We start from the raw sequence: 18,019 nt of genomic DNA, 5'->3' as shown, positions 1-18,019 counted from the left end.
TTATTGGTTATCTTCCGGTGGCACGTAACCATCGATCTGCACGTCTTGGCCTTCGAAAAGGAATTTCACCATCTCAGCCTCGATCAATTTACGGTGCTCGGGATCCATCATGTTGAGCTTTTTCTCATTGATGAGCATGGTTTGCTTTTTCTGCCAGTCAGCCCACGCTTCTTTTGAGATGTTATCGTAAATACGCTTACCCAGCTCACCGGGATAGAGTTGAAAATCAAGGCCATCAGCTTCTTTCTGGAGGCGTTGGCAAAATACGGTACGGCTCATAATCTAGGTTCCTCATTATCGCCTGTTTGGGGGCGTTGGCGTTCGTGATTAAGCAAGGTTAACAGCTTTTTTACTGGGGCCGCCAATCCAACTTTTGCGGGTTGTGACAAGTTATACCAAAGCCCTTGATTGGCTTCCATGACGATTTGAGGGCGTTGCGATACCGTGACGCTGATCGGCACGATATCTAAGTGAAAGTGGCTAAAGGTATGGCGAAACGCAGTTAATACTTCGGTGCGTAGCGGGACGAGGCCTTGTAGCTTCTCTTGAATTGCTTGCTCGGCGTGTTGCTCTTCAGCTTGGGGTAAACACCATAGTCCCCCCCAAAGGCCACTGGGTGGGCGCTGCTCTAGCCAGATTTCGTCTTGATACTGAATCAGTAAAAAACTGGTCTGTTTGACCGGTAGCGTTTTTTTCGGTTTTTTTCCGGGAAAATCGAGTTGGCGTCCTTGCGCACGCGCTTCACACCGCTCCGCGACGGGGCAAAGCTCGCACTTCGGCTTGCTGCGGGTACAGATCATAGCGCCCATATCCATCATGGCTTGATTGTACTTATCCGTGTCTGTTGTGGGTGTCAGTGTTTCTGCCAACGCCCAGAGCTTGTTTTCAACCGGTTTTTTCCCCGGCCATCCTTCGACGGCAAAGCAACGCGCGAGTGTGCGTTTTACATTGCCGTCGAGTATGGGATGTGGCTGTTTAAGCGATAGGGAAAGTACCGCACCTGCGGTGGAACGTCCCACCCCGGGTAAGGCCATCACGGCCTCTAATGTGGTAGGAAAAACGCCGTCGTATTGCTCGGCAATCACCTTTGCGGCCTTGTGTAAGTTGCGTGCCCGCGCGTAGTAGCCAAGCCCTGTCCACAAATGGAGAACCTCGTCTTGATCCGCGTTCGCCAAGTCCGTCACAGTTGGGAAGCGCGCCATAAAGCGCTCAAAATAAGGAATAACCGTACTGACTTGTGTCTGCTGAAGCATGATTTCACTTAGCCAGACTTTATAAGGCGTCTTGTTTTGCTGCCACGGCAAGGTTTTACGTCCATATTGGTCGTACCATGCCAAGATGGCGTCTGAAAAGGATTGACTCACTGCGATCTCTCTTATTGTTTTGCTCACACGTGCACGGATGCAGGGCACAGGGTACACTAACGACAGGGATCACCAATAGGATCACTTGATCCCAACTTGCGCTGGCGTGAAAACTTTGCATAATGCGCAGTCCGTTTAGATTTCCAACAATCTTGGGTCTTGCGCGAACCATTGAGTCCCAATCACTGCATCACAGGCATACAATCATGACTGAAGTCACTAAAACCGAACTGACCGAGGATGGAAAAGTCATTCGCAAAATTCGCAGCTTTGTGCGTCGCGAAGGCCGGTTAACCAAAGGCCAAGAACAAGCGCTGAATGAATGCTGGCCAACCATGGGCATTGATTTTGAGGCCACTGAATTGGATTGGCAGCAGGTGTTTGGCAATGGCAATCCTGTGGTGTTAGAGATTGGCTTTGGTATGGGGGCTTCCTTGGTTGAAATGGCGAAAAACGCGCCAGAGAAAAACTTTATTGGCATTGAAGTACACACCCCGGGTGTGGGTGCATGCCTGATGGCAGCGCGTGAGGCCGGTGTGACTAACCTGCGTGTGATGTGCCATGATGCGGTGGAAGTGTTTGAACAAATGCTGCCGAAAGAAAGCTTGGATACGGTGCAACTCTTCTTCCCCGACCCGTGGCATAAAAAGCGCCACCACAAACGCCGCATTGTTCAGCTCCCGTTTGCTGAAATGGTCCGAGATAAGCTTAAAGTCGGTGGTGTATTCCATATGGCAACGGACTGGGAAAACTACGCCGAGCATATGATTGAAGTAATGGACGCTGCGCCACACTATCAAAACATCGCCCAAGAGGGGTATTATGTTCCGCGCCCTGATGATCGTCCGCTTACCAAATTTGAGCAACGCGGTCATCGACTCGGTCATGGTGTGTGGGATATTAAATACACACGCACGGCGTGATTGACTGACGCCTTGTGGGCGCCACTTTTCGATGTGCACTGAAAGCCAACCTTGGGTTGGCTTTTTTGTCCCAAGCTGTAAAGGGAGCAAGCAAGTGAAACCCAGTTCTCAATTATTATCTGACATCCTGGATGATGTGCGTCCGCTGATCGGCAAAGGCAAAGTTGCCGACTATATTCCCGCACTGGCCGACGTGCCGAATCATAAGTTAGGCATCGCGGTATGTTACAACGACGGTGAGATCATTCGCGCCGGGGATGCAGATGAAGCCTTTTCGATTCAATCGATCTCCAAGGTGTTGAGCCTAACCCTTGCGATGCAAAACTACAAAGCGGATGAGATTTGGGCACGTGTTGGCAAAGAGCCCTCTGGACAAGCCTTTAACTCGCTTATTCAGCTTGAGATGGAACAAGGTATCCCGCGTAATCCATTTATCAATGCAGGGGCACTGGTGGTCAGTGACATGCTGCATACGCGTCAATCGGCACCGCGCCAGCGGATGTTGGAGTTTGTTCGCGCGCTGGCGGCAAACCCTCATATTTGCTATGACAAAGTGGTCGCGGACTCGGAAATGCAGCACAGTGACCGCAATGCCGCAATCGCCTATTTGATGCGAGCATTTGGTAATTTTGAAAACGAGGTCGTGCCGGTACTGACCAATTATTTTCATTATTGTGCGCTGAAAATGAGTTGTGTGGACTTGGCGAAAGCGTTTTTCTATCTTGCCAATCAGGGTAAGCCGTTGGGGCGCGCGCGCGCGATCCTCACCAAAACCCAGAGCAAACAATTGAATGCGCTACTGGCTACGTGTGGCTTGTATGATGGTGCGGGTGAATTCGCCTACCGTGTTGGGATGCCGGGCAAATCCGGCGTGGGCGGCGGCATTATTGCGGTCGTTCCCGGTGAAATGTCGATTGCAGTATGGTCGCCTGAGCTTGACCCTTCCGGCAACTCGTTGGCAGGAACGGCTGCCCTTGAGCTCCTATCAGCACGAATTGGGCGCTCGATATTCTAGTTTTTGGCGGTGATGAGGCCTAACACCATCAGCGCAAGTGAAAAAAAGCCCCGCGAGATCTCGCGGGGCTTTTTGCTTGTGACTCAAGCACAGATGTCATCCAAGGTTGCGCGTGCTTATGCCTCAGCGGCTAGGGTAGCAAAGGCATGGTCGGCCGCCGACAAGGTGGCGTCGATCTCTTTTTGCCCGTGCGCTAAGCACGTGAAGCAGGCTTCATAAGCGGACGGTGCAAGATAGACACCTTGCTCTAGCATTAAGTGGAAGAAGCGCTTAAAGCGTTCTGTATCACATTGCTGTACGTCTTTGAAACATGTGACCGTGTCGTTATCGGTGAAGAAGAAACCGAACATTGCACCGGCTTGGTTGGTGGTCAGTGCAATGTCGTGTTTGTCCGCAAGGGCTTTAAAACCATCGGCCAGTTGCTTGGTGATACTGTCCAGATAATCATGGTTGCCTGGCTGACGCAATGCGCTGAGACAGGCGAGGCCCGCTGCCATAGCCACAGGGTTACCCGCGAGGGTACCGGCTTGATAGACTGGGCCAGTCGGCGCGATATACTCCATTACATCGCGACGACCACCAAACGCTCCCACAGGCATACCACCCCCGATGATTTTACCCAGTGTGGTGAGATCGGGTTTCACCCCATAGTAAGCTTGAGCGCCGCCGAGTGCCACGCGAAAGCCGGTCATCACTTCATCAAAGATCAGCAGAGCGCCGAACTCGTCGCAAAGGGCGCGTAGTCCTTCCAAAAAGCCTGGCTGTGGCGGGACGCAGTTCATGTTCCCTGATACAGGCTCAACGATGATACAGGCGATATCGTCTGGATAGGTTTCAAAGGTCTGACGGACAGAGTCGAGGTCGTTATAGGTACATGTCAGCGTGTGTTTCGCAAAGTCAGCAGGCACCCCCGGTGAGTTAGGCTCACCCAAGGTGAGAGCGCCAGAGCCCGCTTTAACCAACAGGCAGTCGCCATGACCGTGATAGTTTCCTTCAAACTTGATGAACTTATCCCGCTTGGTAAAGCCGCGCGCCAAACGAATCGCACTCATGGTCGCCTCTGTGCCTGAGTTGACCATGCGGACCATTTCCATCGACGGCACCAGCTCTGCCACTAATTCTGATAATGTGATTTCACTTTCTGTCGGGGCGCCAAAACTTAGGCCACGATGAGCGGCATCAATCACAGCCTCACGAATAGCAGCATGGTTATGACCCAAGATCATCGGGCCCCATGAGCCGACGAAATCAATGTAGGCTTTACCGTCGGCATCGAAAATATAAGCGCCATCGGCGCGCTCCATAAAGACAGGGTCGCCGCCGACGCCGGCAAAAGCACGTACGGGAGAATTCACGCCACCTGGAATGGTGCGTCTTGCTTGTTGGAAAAGTTGTGCTGATTTGGTCATGACATATCCTGTTATGTAAGGCGTAAGCCTAAATTGCGTTGGGGCATTTTAACCAAAGATACGGATCACTGGCGAGATGGAGTATGATTTGATTGACCCCTGAGTGGCAATTTATACGTACTGATCACACCCTCGATCAATCGGGTAATACTTGAACACTTTACTCAGGTATTAGATAATTCAACGCTAAGCACGATGAGCATGTGAGGTAACAATGAGCGATGCACCTTTGCCGTTAGAGTTCTCAGAAGCAGCGGCGACTAAGGTTAAAACGCTGATTCAGGAAGAAGAAAACCCAAATCTGAAACTGCGTGTTTACATTACAGGTGGTGGCTGCAGCGGCTTTCAATATGGCTTTACCTTCGACGAAAACGTGAATGAAGGCGATATGGAAATCGAAAAAAGCGGCGTGAAGTTAGTGGTTGACCCCATGAGCTTGCAATACCTAATGGGCGGTGTGGTGGACTATACCGAAGGGCTCGAAGGCTCACGTTTCTTTGTTAATAACCCGAATGCGACCACGACGTGTGGGTGTGGCGCATCCTTTAGCGTATAATGGGTTCACGAGACGTCTATAGCGGATAGTTTTGGCTATCAAACACAAACGGCGCCGACAGGCGCCGTTTGTGTGTGTGCAGCTCGGTTATCCGCCGTTATTGGCGTGATAGCTGAGCGGTCCGACTGAGGCAAGCAGTTGATTAAACTTACTTAGCTGCGCCATGCGTGACTCAGCGAGGCGTACAAAGGCTTGTTTTTCTTGCCCTTGCAGTGATTTAGCTTCGGGTAATTGCACCGTGCGCGGGTTTTTATGGACACCATTCACCAAAAACTCATAGTGCAGGTGCGCCCCTGTTACCCGGCCTGTAGCTCCCAAGGTACCAATGATATCCCCTTGTTTGACTCGCTGACCCGTTTTCACTTTGCGTTTGGTCAAATGCAAATACTTGGTGATGTAGGTTGAGCTGTGGCGAATAAACACATAATTACCATTAAAGCGGTTGTATGAGGCTTTCATGACCACGCCATCCCCCGCGGCTTTGATAGGGGTGCCAACCGGAGCGACATAATCTGTCCCTCGGTGGGGCTTTACGCGTCCTGTCACTGGGTGTAAGCGACGCGGATTAAAGTTCGAACTGACATAACGGAAGTTCACAGGAGAGCGTAAGAAGGCTTTTTTCATCGCTTTGCCCGTGGGGGTATAATATTTGCCATTCTTGGCACGTACTGCGGTGAACGTATCCCCTCGGTTGGTAAAGGTGGCAGCCAAGATGTTGCCACTCCCAATATGTTCACCTTCAACAAACTCTTCTTCATAAAGCACAGAGAAGCTATCGCCCTCTCGAATATCGAGTGCAAAGTCTACGTCCCAGCCAAAAATCCCGGCAAGCTGCATAATCTGATTCGGATCTAACCCCGCATCGGTAGCGGCCTGCCAGAAATTTGATTTGATGGTAGCGCGGGCGAAGTTCAGTTGTGTATCAATGTTTTTTGTCTCGATGCGTGACTGATATTTATCATCGACCTTGCTCACGATCAGGGTTTCATTGGTGCCGCGTGGCTGAATGAGTTGCACCAGTTCACCGCTTTCATCAACGCCCAAACGCACTTCATCTCCTGGCTTGAGATAGGCCAAGCTTTTGGTACCTTCATCCGCGTTAACCAGACGATAGAGTGTGGTTGGACTCAAACCGGCGCGATTAAACAGCAAGGCCATGCTTTCACCATGCTGGACTTCATAACTTTGCCAGTTGATATGGCGTTTAAACTGCGCTGGCATTTCACCTTCAGGCGGCAGCAGAGAGACGGCATCGACGGGTAAGGGGTAATGTTTGCCAAGTTCGAAGTTTGGCTCAGGGCGTGGCGTGCTTGCGCCATCAGGGACAAGGATGAGTAATACCACGAACGCGCTTAGTGCACCTATCGTGAGTTTATGTAATTTAGGTAAAGCTGCGAGTTTTTTTAACGGCATGAAAACTATGTTGAATCACTGCGAATACAAAATATGACAGTCAGATTCCCAATCGGTTTATTGGGGATGATGCCCTGATAATAATTTGACACGGTTAACACAAAGACCACAAACATCTGTTGCCGGCAGCCACTGTGCACACCTTGCACACTGGCTATAAGTCTAACTGGTTTCAAAAACTGTCGCTATTCGAGTAGTATGTCGGTTTATCACATTTTTGCCTATTTTGTAGGAGCGAGAGACTATGGCGAGCCTGGAAGCCGCGCTAGCAGAACTAAAACGTGGCGTTGATGAAGTAATCCCTGAAGACGAGCTGGTTGCCAAGCTTAAAGAAGATCGTCCTCTGCGTATTAAATTGGGTGCAGATCCGACGGCACCGGATATCCACCTTGGGCACACAGTGATCCTAAATAAGCTGCGCGCGTTTCAGGAGCTCGGCCATGAAGTCATCTTCTTGATCGGAGACTATACCGGCATGGTCGGTGATCCGAGTGGTAAAAACACGACCCGTCCACCGTTGACGCGTGAGCAAGTGCTGCAAAACGCAGAAACCTACAAAGAGCAAGTGTTTAAAATTCTCGATCCGGCCAAAACCCGCATTGAGTTTAACTCGACGTGGCTTGGTGAGTTGGGCACTGATGGCATGATCCGCCTTGCGGCAAGCTCAACCGTGGCCCGTATGCTAGAGCGTGATGATTTTAAAAAGCGTTACAGCAGCAACCAACCCATTGCGATCCACGAATTTATCTATCCGCTGCTACAAGGGCATGACTCTGTCGCGTTGGAAGCAGACGTAGAACTGGGCGGTACGGATCAGAAGTTTAACCTGCTGATGGGACGTGAGCTACAAAAGCAAGCTGGACAGAAACCGCAAGTTGTTATGACTATGCCGCTGTTGGTGGGGCTGGATGGCGTGAAGAAAATGTCCAAGTCCGCCCATAACTACATCGGTGTGAGCGAACGTCCGGATGATATGTTCGGTAAGATCATGTCTATCTCTGACGATTTGATGTGGGATTACTACGAGCTGTTGTCATTCCGTCCTTTAGAGGAAGTGACTCAGTTCAAGAAAGATGTCGAAGCGGGCAAAAACCCACGTGACATTAAAATCTTGCTAGCGAAAGAGATCATCGCGCGTTTCCATTCAGACGCGGATGCGGATGCGGCCGAGCAGACCTTTATCAATCGTTTCCAAAAAGGGGCGATGCCTGACGAGATGCCAAGCTTTAGCTTTGAGCAAGGCATTGCGATTGGTAACCTTTTGAAAGATGCCGGCTTGGTTAGCTCAACATCAGATGCGCTGCGTATGATACGTCAAGGCGCGGTGAAAATTGACGGCGAAAAAGTCGAAGATACTAAGCTGGTGCCTGCGGCAGGCGAAGCCGTTTACCAAGTGGGTAAACGTAAGTTCGCTCGGGTGACGCTAGGTTAATTATCCGTTGAATCGACAAGCCCTCGCCATGTATGCGAGGGCTTTTTTTATACCTGCATGATCCTGATGCGCATCATGCTCGGTGTGAGGCGCGATTAAATGTGCCACACCCCTTTCAAGGCGCGAACCATGTGTTGGCCCAGATAGAAGGCGGTTTGTAAGCAGGCTTCACTCAGTCCTTCTCCGGTTTCATGGGCGGTGACACCATGTGTTGTGCCGGTTGGGTTGATGTTTTCGACCCCGATATTGGCACGACCTAAGCTAAGCCATAGCATATCGTGTTGACTGGCTAACGTTTGGAAGYAGCTGAGGGTGGCTGATTGGTCTCCTCCCGTGTGGCTTCCTACCGTAAACCCGGCAGCTAGCTTACCACGCCAATCTTGCTGCTCCCACGTTGGGCTGGATGCATCGGCAAACGCTTTAAATTGTGCGCTTGGCCCGCCCATGTAGGTGGGTGCACCAAAAATAATCGCATCCACATCTTTAAGCTGAGTAAAGACCTTTTCGTCGATAAAACGGCCATGTTTAATCACATCAGGCTCAATACGATAGACGAGGGGATCGGCATCGCCAGCTTGGATCCCTTCTGCAATCGTGGTGGCGAGTGCGTGTGTATGGTCACTGACCGAATGATAAATGATCGCAATACGTAACATTGTGGCTCCTTGCTGGTGGCTGTCTAACAGTCCTTAGGGTAGAGGTGCGATCTTTCAACCCCCAATCTTTTATCCTTAGCGATCAAGGGCAAAAGGGGGCAAGGATAAATGCCAGCGAATCGCCGCCAATCGGATCAGCAAGGTGGTGATCATGCCTGCGATTGAGGCGGTGACGGCATCTGGCCCTACTTCAACTGCGAGTGTATGAACGATCCCGCCAGCAATACATGCGGTGGCATAGACCTCGGTTCTCAGCACCATAGGCACTTCTCTGGCCAACACATCACGAATAATGCCGCCCCCACACGCGGTAATCACACCCATGATCACCGCGACCAGCGGAGAAGTCCCATAGCTTAACGCTTTATCGACACCGATACCGACGAAGACGGCTAAACCGACGGCATCGGCGCAGGGGAGTACGTACCAAGGGAGTCGGCGGGGGTGGCGAATAAGCAGCATGGTGGCAACACAGGTGGCGAGGATCACCCAAATATATAGTGTGTCACTGATCCAAAAAACGGGTGTTGCTCCCATCGCCATATCGCGTACTGTTCCGCCTCCAATCGCGGTGGCGCAGGCAAGGACCACGACGCCAAAAGGGTCCATCCGTAAACGGCCAGCCATGAGTACACCTGAGATGGCAAATACTGCCGTGCCAAATAAATCAAATAAATACAAAATCATGGTTTGGGTCATCATGGGTCCTAGGTTGCGCGGCGCACCGTATCAAGTGCTTCACAGATTTGGGTTGCAGCCTGCAATGCTCGGGGCGTTGCTCGCGTTAGCCAGTCTGGGTTTAATTGAAACGCATAGTGCTGAGCAAGGCTGGGGAGTAAGTCTTTCATACTTTGCCAGCTAGCAGGCAGTTCACCACCGGTATAAAACACAGTGTGCGGTTTGCGGGTGATCACTTGCTCCATATTCACTTGCGGATAAGCCGCGGGGCTATCGGCAAAAATGTTTGCGCCGCCACATAGCCTAAAAAGCTGGCTTGGCCAGGCATGATCACTGGCTGTCATTAGTGGCGCACCACTTAATAAATAAAAGTAAGGTACTGACGTTGCGTCTTGATAGCGGGTGCGCAGTGCACGCAGTTTTTGGTCGAAAGCGGCTGCATTTTTCTGTGCTATCTCGGGGTGGCGGCCATAACGGCCCAGTTCGCGAATAAAGCTGCTGATGTCGTCGAGTTTTTCGACATCAAGGTAGCGGATCTCGATACCTAGTTGCGCCAATGTTTCCAGCGGTTTAGGTGGGTTACCGCCTCGCCACGCCAAGATTAAGTCGGGCTTAAGCGCCACAATACGCTCCAGTTTGATGCCCCGATAGTTCGATACGCGCTCAAGCGTTTTTGCCTCATCGGGGTAATCACTGTACGCACTGGCGGCGACGAGTTGTTCACCGAGGCCTGCAGCATAAGCGAGCTCAGTGGCATGAGGCGCCAGACTGATCACACGAGGTGGGGCAGAGTGTGCATAAGCGGCCGTGGTAAAGAGAAAAGCGGCAACCAAAAGTCCGACGCCGCGAGGAGAGAGACCGAGCATGTTTTTTATCCTTACACGATGAGCAAGCATAACGCGCTAAAGGCGATCCAAATGAGCATGCTCACTCTGAGTTTTTGACGTAATAACAAAAGGTGGTAGCAGGTCGGTGTCACGCCACTGCCGATTTTTGTGCGCAATGTTTTGGTGCCTTGATAAATGGCAGGGCCTCCGAGGGAGAGCTGAAAGCGGCTACTGGCGCAGGCCAATAGCCAGCCCGGCCCCGGCGTGCGCCAGCGCTTTCCCTGTTGCCAACACGTTTTAAGGTGCGTGAGTGGGGAACGATCCAGTGCGAACAAGATGGCAAATAGACGCATAGGTACGTAATCGAGTCCGTTGAGAAGGCGTGCGACCGCTAACCCAAATGGGTAGAAGGTGAGACGGCTTGGCGACCACACGCGCGCAAGACGGACTAAGCTGGCATACAGCAGGGCGCCGACACCACCAAACAGCACAAAATAAAAAATCACACAGGCGCCATGACGCGCGGTGCCAAGCAATATCGTTTCTGCGCCTGCCTTACCCAGACCGACAATCGACAAAGACTCAGTTTCTCGGTTGACGCGGTTGGCTAAAAGCGCGCGTGCTGTCCCTTTATCGTGTTGTTCAATGGCATCTGCAAATGCTTGGGAAAACGTATCAATATTGCGCCAATCGAGGGCAAGCCACAGCAGTAGCGCATCAAATAAAGGGCGAAACCAGACCAGCTCTCGGGTGGCAATCAGCAAGATCGCCAGTGTGCCACACATGAGTGCCAGTGCCAGCCCACCAGCGAGCTTTCTCTGCCGTTTCGGATCGGTCGGTTGGTTGACTTGGTCGGCTAAAATGAGCGCGTACTGTTGCCAATACTGAAACGGAGAATAATTGGCGGATAAGGGGAGTAACCAATGGATTAATAGCGCCAACCACAGCGCCCAGAAGCTTAGGTGGTTGGCGGCCATAGTCAGCCAATATTGCGGGTTAAGCAGTGCATCCATAATGGCAAGGTTCATCCATGATAAGCGTTCGAAGGGTTAGTCGAAAAGCGCAACCATTTTTTCAACCATGGCGGACGAGCTTTTCGCAGCCAGCGGCAAAAACTCTTCAAACGTCATCGGTGATTCTTTTTCTGCCACCACATCAGAGATGGCGCGCACGACCACAAATGGGATCTTAAACTGGGCGCACACTTGTGCAATCGCCGCCGCTTCCATCTCTGCCGCTACCGCTTTAGGGAAGTGGGTGCGAATGTGTTGACGGTGTGCATCTGTGTGCACAAAGGTATCCGCGGTGCAGATTAACCCGCGTACCACGTGTGTCTCGTCATCAATGGCTTTCTCGGCCAGTGCCATCAGTGCGTCGTCGGAGTCAAAGTGAGCCGGTTGCTGAGGAACTTGACCCATCTGGTAGCCAAATGCGGTTGCATCCGCGTCGTGATAACACACTTGCGAGGAAATAACGACGTCACCGAGGTTTAATGAGGGTTCAAAAGCGCCGGCTGATCCGGTGTTAATCACGCAATCTGGCTTAAACTGTGACAGTAACAAGGTGGTGCCGACTGCTGCCGATACTTTACCAATGCCTGATTGGAGCAATACCACATCACGACCCTGTAGTGTGCCAGAGTAGAAGGTGCAACCTCCTTCGTGATGAGTGGTAAGGTTCGCGAGCTTATCACGCAGCAGGGTAATTTCCTGCTCCATAGCGCCAATAATGCCGATTTTCATCTTGATGATCCTGTTAGCACATAGAATGGGGTTAGTGTACATGAGGCAATAAAAAAGTGCCTCCTTTGAGGCACTTCTATTCAGTCGGGGTGGGAGAGGATCAGACTTCGAGGTAGTCCATGATCCCTTCGGCCGCTTTCCGCCCTTCATCAATGGCGGTGACCACTAAATCTGACCCGCGCACTGCATCACCACCGGCAAAAATTTTCGGGTTGGTGGTTTGATATAAGATGTCCCCTTTGGCTGGTGCTTTGATGCGACCACGCTCGTCAAGGGCCACATCATAGGGCTCCAGCCACTCCATGGCATGAGGTTGGAAACCGAACGCCATGATCACGGTGTCTGCTTCTAGCACATGCTCACTGCCCTCAATCGGCTCTGGGCGACGACGACCTGCAGCATCAGGCTCACCGAGCTGGGTTTTTACCACGGTAACCCCGCGCACGTTGCCGTTTTCGTCGACTTCAATGCCAAGCGGTTGAAGGTTGAACATAAAGTTCACACCTTCCTCACGCGCGTTTTTCACCTCGCGGCGCGAGCCGGGCATATTCGCTTCGTCACGACGGTAGGCACAAGTCACACTGGCGGCTTGTTGACGAATGGAGGTACGGACACAGTCCATCGCCGTATCGCCTCCCCCGAGGACCACCACTCGCTTACCTGCCATATCGATGAAGGGTGGCGCGTTCTTCAGTTCCATCACTTTGTAGGTGTTGGAGACTAAAAATGGCAGTGCATCAAACACACCGGGTGCGTCCTCGTTGGCAAGACCAGCACGCATGTACTTGTACGTCCCGACACCGAGGAAGACCGCATCAAACTCATCAATCAAGGTTTGCATGGCCACATCTTTACCGACTTCGGTGTTGAGACGAAACTCCACGCCCATTTCGGTGAAAATCCGTTGGCGGTTGCGCATCACCTCTTTTTCCAGTTTGAATGACGGGATCCCGAAGGTGAGCAAGCCACCAATTTCCGGATAGCGGTCAAACACCACGGGTTTGACGCCATTGCGTACCAACACATCGGCACACGCAAGCCCTGCTGGGCCGGCACCGATTACGGCCACTTTTTTGTCTGTCCACTCAACATGTGACATGTCGGGCTTCCAGCCCATTTCAAACGCTTTATCGGTGATGTACTTTTCGACATTACCGATGGTCACAGCGCCAAAGTCATCATTGAGCGTACAGTCACCTTCGCAAAGCCGGTCTTGAGGACACACGCGGCCACAGACCTCAGGCAGACTATTGGTTTGGTGCGATAGCTCAACGGCCTCTAAGATGCGTCCCTCATTGGCTAGCTTTAGCCATTGTGGAATGTAGTTATGCACGGGGCATTTCCACTCACAATAGGGGTTACCGCAATCTAAGCAGCGATCGGCTTGTGCCGACGCTTCTTTTTCGGTGAACGGCTCGTAGATTTCCACGAACTCTATTTTGCGGGTATCAATCGGCTTTTTTCGCGGGTCGATACGCTGCACATCGATAAACTGATATACGTTCTGGCTCATGGATCCCTCCTTTACTGCGCCTGAACTCGCAGCTCGGCAGCGCTGCGACTCTGGTGGCCTAACAAGGTGCTGACATCAGCGGCTTTAGGTTTGACCAAATAGAAACGGTGTACCCATTGGTCAAAATCAGCCAGCAGTTGTTGCGCACGATCTGAACCTGTCAGCTCTAAATGTTGCGCGATCAGTCCGCGTAAGTGCTCTTGATGAATGGCCAGTGATTCTAGCGACAGCGCTTCAACCAACTCTGGATTGATGCGGCCGTTAAAATCGCCTTCCTCATCGAGCACATAGGCAAAGCCGCCGGTCATTCCAGCGCCAAAGTTGACGCCAGTACGACCTAAAATCGCGACGATACCGCCCGTCATATACTCACAGGCGTTATCTCCTGCGCCTTCGACGATCGCATGGGCCCCTGAGTTACGCACGGCGAACCGTTCGCCTGCTTTCCCTGCCGCAAACAGTTTGCCACCAGTGGCACCATACAGGCAGGTATTGCCCATGATGGTGGACTCATGACTGGCAAAGGCGGATCCCACAGGAGGACGGATCACGATCTCACCGCCACTCATCCCTTTGCCGACATAGTCATTGGCATCGCCGACAAGGGTGATATTAACCCCTGCCGCATTCCACACCCCGAGAGATTGACCCGCTGTGCCTTGTAATTGAATATCCAGAGGATTGGCTGCCATGCCTGTGTTGCCATAGCGTTTTGCAATCGCGCCAGAGAGGCTAGCACCGACTGAACGGTCGGTATTGCGTACCGATTTGTAGATGCTGGCTCGTCGGTTAGCATCAATCGCCTCCCCTAGCTCACTGAGCAAGGCTTGGTTAAGCGGTGCATTATCAAAAGGCGTATTAGGCTCACTGCAATATAAGGTTTTGCCCGGCCAGGGTGTGGGCGCCTCTAGAATATGGCTCAAATCGAGCTTTAGTTGCTTGGCGGTAAAGCCATCAACCGCTTCCAGCAAGTCCGTTCGGCCAATGAGATCGGTGAGCTTTTCGACACCAAGCTCAGCGAGTAGCTCGCGGACTTCTTCGCCTAAGCCTTTAAAGAAGTTCATTACCTGCTCAGGTAAGCCTTTAAAGTAGTCGCGACGAAGCGTGTCATCTTGGGTCGCCACACCGGTTGCACAGTTATTCAGGTGGCAAATACGCAAATATTTACAGCCCAACGCCACCATAGGCGCGGTGCCAAAGCCGAAGCTCTCTGCACCTAAAATGGCGGCCTTTACAATATCGAGGCCAGTTTTGAGGCCGCCATCGACTTGTAAGCGAATTTTGTGGCGTAAGCCATTTTCCACGAGGGCTTGCTGGGTTTCGGCAAGGCCTAATTCCCAAGGGCTACCGGCGTATTTCACGGAGGTCAAAGGGCTTGCCCCTGTGCCGCCGTCATACCCTGAAATAGTGATCAGGTCGGCATAGGCTTTTGCCACGCCGGTGGCAATGGTGCCCACGCCCGGTTCGGAGACCAGTTTGACCGATACCAATGCGCTTGGGTTGACCTGCTTTAAATCAAAAATCAGCTGCGCCAAGTCTTCAATCGAGTAGATATCATGGTGTGGCGGTGGCGAAATCAAGGTGACACCGGGGACTGAGAAACGCAATTTGGCGATCTCTGCCGTGACTTTATGGCCGGGCAATTGTCCGCCTTCACCGGGTTTCGCCCCTTGTGCAACTTTGATTTGCAGCACATCGGCATTGGTGAGGTAGTGGGGAGTGACCCCAAAACGGCCCGATGCAATTTGCTTGATTTTGGAGTTACGCTCGCTATTGAAACGGCGTGGGTCTTCCCCCCCTTCACCGGAGTTCGAGTGGCCGCCAAGGCGGTTCATCGCAATGGCTAACGCTTCGTGCGCTTCAGGGCTCAAAGCACCAATAGACATGGCCGCGGAATCAAAGCGTTTAAATAGCTCGGTGGCGGGTTCAATGCGTTCAAGTGGCAATGGTGTATCGGCTTTTTTCAAGCGCATTAGGTCGCGCAAGGTTGCCACCGGACGTTCATTCACCGTTTTCGCGTAGGTTTTGTAGTCCATCGCTTCCCCAGAGCGCACTGCACTTTGCAGATTTTTTACGACATCTGGGTTGTAAGCGTGATACTCGCCATCGTGGACGTATTTGAGTAGCCCACCATGCTCTAGCGGCTTACGTTTAATCCAAGCACGACGAGAAAGGTTGACTAAGTCTTGCTGGAAATCATCAAAGCTCGCCCCTTGAATGCGGCTTGCGACACCTTTAAAGCAAAGCTCTACCACATCGTCATGTAGGCCGACCGCTTCAAACAGCTGCGAACAGCGGTAAGAGGCAATGGTCGATATCCCCATTTTCGACATGATTTTATACAGGCCCTTGTTGATGCCATTTCTAAAATTCACCATCACATCGCGATAGGGCTTTTTGATTGCGCCAATGTCGACTTGATTGGCTAGCGTTTCGTAGGCGAGATACGGGTAGATAGCCGTGGCACCAAAGCCGAGTAATACAGCAAATTGGTGCGGATCGCGTGCACTCCCGGTTTCAATGATGATGTTGGCATCACAGCGCAAGTTTTCGCGGACCAGACGCTTTTGCACCGCCCCGACCGCCATAGCGGCAGGGATAGGGAGTTTGTCTTTGTTGATACTACGATCAGACAGGACTACCAGTACCGTGCCATCGCGCACGCAGCGCTCGGCTTGATCGCAAAGATCTAAGATGGCCTGCTGCAGATCTTTCTCGTTCGGATCGTAGTTAATATCGAGAATGCTGTTGCGATAATAGGTATCGTCGAGCTCGAGTAACTGCACCATGTCTGAGAATAAGAGCACGGGCGATTTAAACGCGACGCGCTCGGCGTGGCCATCAGTCTCGCAGAAAACGTTCATTTCCCGGCCGATACAGGTGGCCAGTGACATCACGTGGTTTTCACGCAAGGGATCAATGGGTGGGTTGGTAACCTGAGCAAACTTCTGACGGAAGTAGTCACTCACACAGCGGGGACGAGAAGATAATACTGCCATTGGCGTATCATCGCCCATCGAACCGGTCGCCTCTTGACCGATATCCCCGAGCACCTTGACGACTTGCTCGACTTCCTCGTTCGACATCCCAAACAGCTTTTGGTAAACCTTCAGTTGGGTGTCTTGCAAGCTCCGGCTGCCTTCGCTGGCATCATCATCAAGTTCTTCAAACGGGGTCAGGCGACGCACGTGAGCATCGAGCCATTCCCGATAGGGGTGGCGACTTTTCAGTTCATTATCGATTTCCGCTGAGTGCCAAATTTTGCCTTCTCGGGTATCGATCACCAGCAATTCACCCGGGCCAACACGCCCTTTTTCAGCGACCTCATCAGGCGCGTAATCCCAAATGCCAATTTCAGAGGCGAGGGTGATGAATTTATCTTTAGTGACCACATAACGCGCAGGGCGTAAGCCGTTGCGGTCGAGATTACAAGCCGCATAACGGCCGTCAGACATCACAATACCGGCAGGACCATCCCATGGCTCCATGTGCATGGAGTTAAAGTCATAGAATGCACGCAGCTCATCATCCATATCCGGATGGTTTTGCCAAGCGGGTGGTACAAGCAGACGCATGGCGCGGAAGAGATCCATACCACCGGACAAAAATACTTCAAGCATGTTATCGAGGCTCGAAGAATCCGACCCTGATTCATTGACAAAAGGCGCGGCCTGATGGAGGTCTGGCAATAAGGGCGAGTTAAATTTGTATGCCCGTGTGCGTGCCCATTGGCGGTTACCTTCAATAGTGTTGATTTCACCATTGTGTGCAAGGTAACGGAACGGTTGAGCGAGCGGCCAGCGTGGTTGCGTGTTAGTGCTAAAACGCTGGTGGAATAAACAGATCGAAGACTCGAGGCGTAAATCGGCCAAATCGGTGTAAAAGCGCGGCAAATCTGCCGGCATACACAAGCCTTTGTAGACGATGGTTTGGGTCGACAGACTGGTAATGTAGAAGTCTGTGTCGTCAGCCAACGCTTTTTCTGCGCGGCGGCGCGCAATATACAGGCGACGCTCTAAATCGCGTGCGCGCCAACCGGCTGGGCCGTTAATAAAGACTTGTTCGATAACGGGGAGTGACTGCTTGGCGATTTCACCCAGCACGTCAGGGTTGGTTGGTACCGTACGCCAACCAACCACGGAGAGTGTTTCGGCAGCAATTTCTTGTTCAAACACCGCGCGGGCGCGCTGCGCCTTCACCGGATCCGTGCTCAGGAACAGCATTCCCACCGCATACAAACGGCTTAGGTTCCATTGGTTTTGTTCGGCAATAAGGCGAAAGAAACGGTCGGGCTTTTGGAGCAATAACCCACAACCGTCCCCGGTTTTGCCATCGGAGTTAATCCCTCCGCGGTGGGTCATGCGATCAAGTGCGGAAATGGCGGTACGAACCAACTTGTGGCTGGGCTCACCTTCTTGATGGGCGATCAAACCAAAACCACAGTTATCCTTTTCCAACATTGGGTTGTACAGCGACATTGCAATTCTCCCT

The 18,019-nt window shown here is 52.0% G+C and carries 15 protein-coding genes; 4 read left to right on the top strand and 11 right to left on the bottom strand.

The features are described 5' to 3' along the window. Together BZJ17_RS01455 and mutY are read right to left on the bottom strand one after the other, a co-directional pair. On the bottom strand, positions 1-279 hold the full coding sequence (locus tag BZJ17_RS01455; protein WP_069588452.1) for an oxidative damage protection protein: 279 nt from the start codon (positions 277-279) through the stop codon (positions 1-3). Continuing rightward, complete coding sequence (mutY, locus tag BZJ17_RS01450) at positions 276-1,364, bottom strand: A/G-specific adenine glycosylase (RefSeq protein ID WP_077455309.1); 1,089 nt, start codon at positions 1,362-1,364, stop codon at positions 276-278. The genes BZJ17_RS01455 and mutY overlap by 4 nt, the downstream gene beginning before the upstream one ends. A 206-nt stretch (positions 1,365-1,570) precedes the next feature. On the opposite strand from mutY, the gene trmB reads away from it, so the two are divergent. Both trmB and glsB read left to right on the top strand, forming a co-directional pair. Beyond that, positions 1,571-2,287, top strand: a complete 717-nt coding sequence (gene trmB / locus BZJ17_RS01445; RefSeq protein ID WP_077455308.1) for a tRNA (guanosine(46)-N7)-methyltransferase TrmB — start codon at positions 1,571-1,573, stop codon at positions 2,285-2,287. Positions 2,288-2,381: 94 nt separating this feature from the next. Further along, the gene (glsB, locus tag BZJ17_RS01440) at positions 2,382-3,302 is read left to right on the top strand and encodes a glutaminase B (protein ID WP_069588473.1); all 921 of its coding nucleotides are present in this window, start codon (positions 2,382-2,384) and stop codon (positions 3,300-3,302) included. A 116-nt stretch (positions 3,303-3,418) separates the two neighbouring features. On the opposite strand, the gene hemL is transcribed toward glsB, so the two are convergent. Beyond that, a complete protein-coding gene (hemL, locus tag BZJ17_RS01435; protein ID WP_077455307.1) occupies positions 3,419-4,711 on the bottom strand; it encodes a glutamate-1-semialdehyde 2,1-aminomutase in 1,293 nt (430 codons plus the stop codon). 214 nt (positions 4,712-4,925) lie between these two features. Here hemL and erpA point away from each other — a divergent pair, with 214 nt between their 5' ends. Continuing rightward, complete coding sequence (gene erpA, locus BZJ17_RS01430; protein WP_069588460.1) at positions 4,926-5,267, top strand: iron-sulfur cluster insertion protein ErpA; 342 nt, start codon at positions 4,926-4,928, stop codon at positions 5,265-5,267. 87 nt (positions 5,268-5,354) lie between these two features. On the opposite strand, the gene BZJ17_RS01425 is transcribed toward erpA, so the two are convergent. Further along, positions 5,355-6,680 (bottom strand): peptidoglycan DD-metalloendopeptidase family protein, encoded by a 1,326-nt coding sequence (locus BZJ17_RS01425; RefSeq protein ID WP_077455306.1) that lies wholly within the window; start codon positions 6,678-6,680, stop codon positions 5,355-5,357. A gap of 244 nt (positions 6,681-6,924) precedes the next feature. Between BZJ17_RS01425 and tyrS the strand changes: the two genes are divergently transcribed. Beyond that, on the top strand, positions 6,925-8,112 hold the full coding sequence (tyrS, locus tag BZJ17_RS01420) for a tyrosine--tRNA ligase (RefSeq protein WP_077455305.1): 1,188 nt from the start codon (positions 6,925-6,927) through the stop codon (positions 8,110-8,112). A 95-nt stretch (positions 8,113-8,207) separates the two neighbouring features. On the opposite strand, the gene BZJ17_RS01415 is transcribed toward tyrS, so the two are convergent. The 7 genes from BZJ17_RS01415 to gltB form a co-directional block, all read right to left on the bottom strand. Continuing rightward, on the bottom strand, positions 8,208-8,768 hold the full coding sequence (locus tag BZJ17_RS01415) for a flavodoxin family protein (RefSeq protein ID WP_077639543.1): 561 nt from the start codon (positions 8,766-8,768) through the stop codon (positions 8,208-8,210). 75 nt (positions 8,769-8,843) lie between these two features. Then, positions 8,844-9,455, bottom strand: coding sequence for a TRIC cation channel family protein (locus BZJ17_RS01410; protein WP_069588476.1), 612 nt, complete (start codon positions 9,453-9,455; stop codon positions 8,844-8,846). A gap of 20 nt (positions 9,456-9,475) precedes the next feature. Further along, complete coding sequence (gene btuF / locus BZJ17_RS01405; protein ID WP_077455303.1) at positions 9,476-10,312, bottom strand: vitamin B12 ABC transporter substrate-binding protein BtuF; 837 nt, start codon at positions 10,310-10,312, stop codon at positions 9,476-9,478. 11 nt (positions 10,313-10,323) lie between these two features. Beyond that, positions 10,324-11,301: a cobalamin biosynthesis protein gene (locus BZJ17_RS01400; protein WP_077639542.1), complete on the bottom strand. Its 978-nt coding sequence runs from the start codon at positions 11,299-11,301 to the stop codon at positions 10,324-10,326. A gap of 21 nt (positions 11,302-11,322) precedes the next feature. Continuing rightward, complete coding sequence (mtnN, locus tag BZJ17_RS01395) at positions 11,323-12,015, bottom strand: 5'-methylthioadenosine/S-adenosylhomocysteine nucleosidase (RefSeq protein ID WP_069588469.1); 693 nt, start codon at positions 12,013-12,015, stop codon at positions 11,323-11,325. 100 nt (positions 12,016-12,115) lie between these two features. After that, positions 12,116-13,528, bottom strand: coding sequence for an FAD-dependent oxidoreductase (locus BZJ17_RS01390; RefSeq protein WP_077639541.1), 1,413 nt, complete (start codon positions 13,526-13,528; stop codon positions 12,116-12,118). 11 nt (positions 13,529-13,539) lie between these two features. Next, on the bottom strand, positions 13,540-18,006 hold the full coding sequence (gltB, locus tag BZJ17_RS01385; protein WP_077639540.1) for a glutamate synthase large subunit: 4,467 nt from the start codon (positions 18,004-18,006) through the stop codon (positions 13,540-13,542). Between the last annotated feature and the right edge of the window lie 13 nt (positions 18,007-18,019).

The organism is Salinivibrio sp. IB574 (assembly GCF_001996205.1).
GTDB classification, from domain to species: Bacteria; Pseudomonadota; Gammaproteobacteria; order Enterobacterales; family Vibrionaceae; genus Salinivibrio; species Salinivibrio proteolyticus.
This window is presented reverse-complemented; position numbering and strand designations above follow the sequence as displayed.

Excerpts from the sequence above, each read along its gene's own strand:
- erpA (WP_069588460.1), top strand. The coding sequence starts at position 4,926 with ATGAGCGATGCACCTTTGCCGTTAGAGTTCTCAGAAGCAGCGGCGACT.
- BZJ17_RS01390 (WP_077639541.1), bottom strand. The coding sequence starts at position 13,528 with ATGAGCCAGAACGTATATCAGTTTATCGATGTGCAGCGTATCGACCCG.
- BZJ17_RS01455 (WP_069588452.1), bottom strand. The coding sequence starts at position 279 with ATGAGCCGTACCGTATTTTGCCAACGCCTCCAGAAAGAAGCTGATGGC.
- btuF (WP_077455303.1), bottom strand. The coding sequence starts at position 10,312 with ATGCTCGGTCTCTCTCCTCGCGGCGTCGGACTTTTGGTTGCCGCTTTT.
- gltB (WP_077639540.1), bottom strand. The coding sequence starts at position 18,006 with ATGTCGCTGTACAACCCAATGTTGGAAAAGGATAACTGTGGTTTTGGT.
- BZJ17_RS01400 (WP_077639542.1), bottom strand. The coding sequence starts at position 11,301 with ATGAACCTTGCCATTATGGATGCACTGCTTAACCCGCAATATTGGCTG.
- hemL (WP_077455307.1), bottom strand. The coding sequence starts at position 4,711 with ATGACCAAATCAGCACAACTTTTCCAACAAGCAAGACGCACCATTCCA.
- mtnN (WP_069588469.1), bottom strand. The coding sequence starts at position 12,015 with ATGAAAATCGGCATTATTGGCGCTATGGAGCAGGAAATTACCCTGCTG.
- tyrS (WP_077455305.1), top strand. The coding sequence starts at position 6,925 with ATGGCGAGCCTGGAAGCCGCGCTAGCAGAACTAAAACGTGGCGTTGAT.
- BZJ17_RS01425 (WP_077455306.1), bottom strand. The coding sequence starts at position 6,680 with ATGCCGTTAAAAAAACTCGCAGCTTTACCTAAATTACATAAACTCACG.
- BZJ17_RS01410 (WP_069588476.1), bottom strand. The coding sequence starts at position 9,455 with ATGATTTTGTATTTATTTGATTTATTTGGCACGGCAGTATTTGCCATC.
- trmB (WP_077455308.1), top strand. The coding sequence starts at position 1,571 with ATGACTGAAGTCACTAAAACCGAACTGACCGAGGATGGAAAAGTCATT.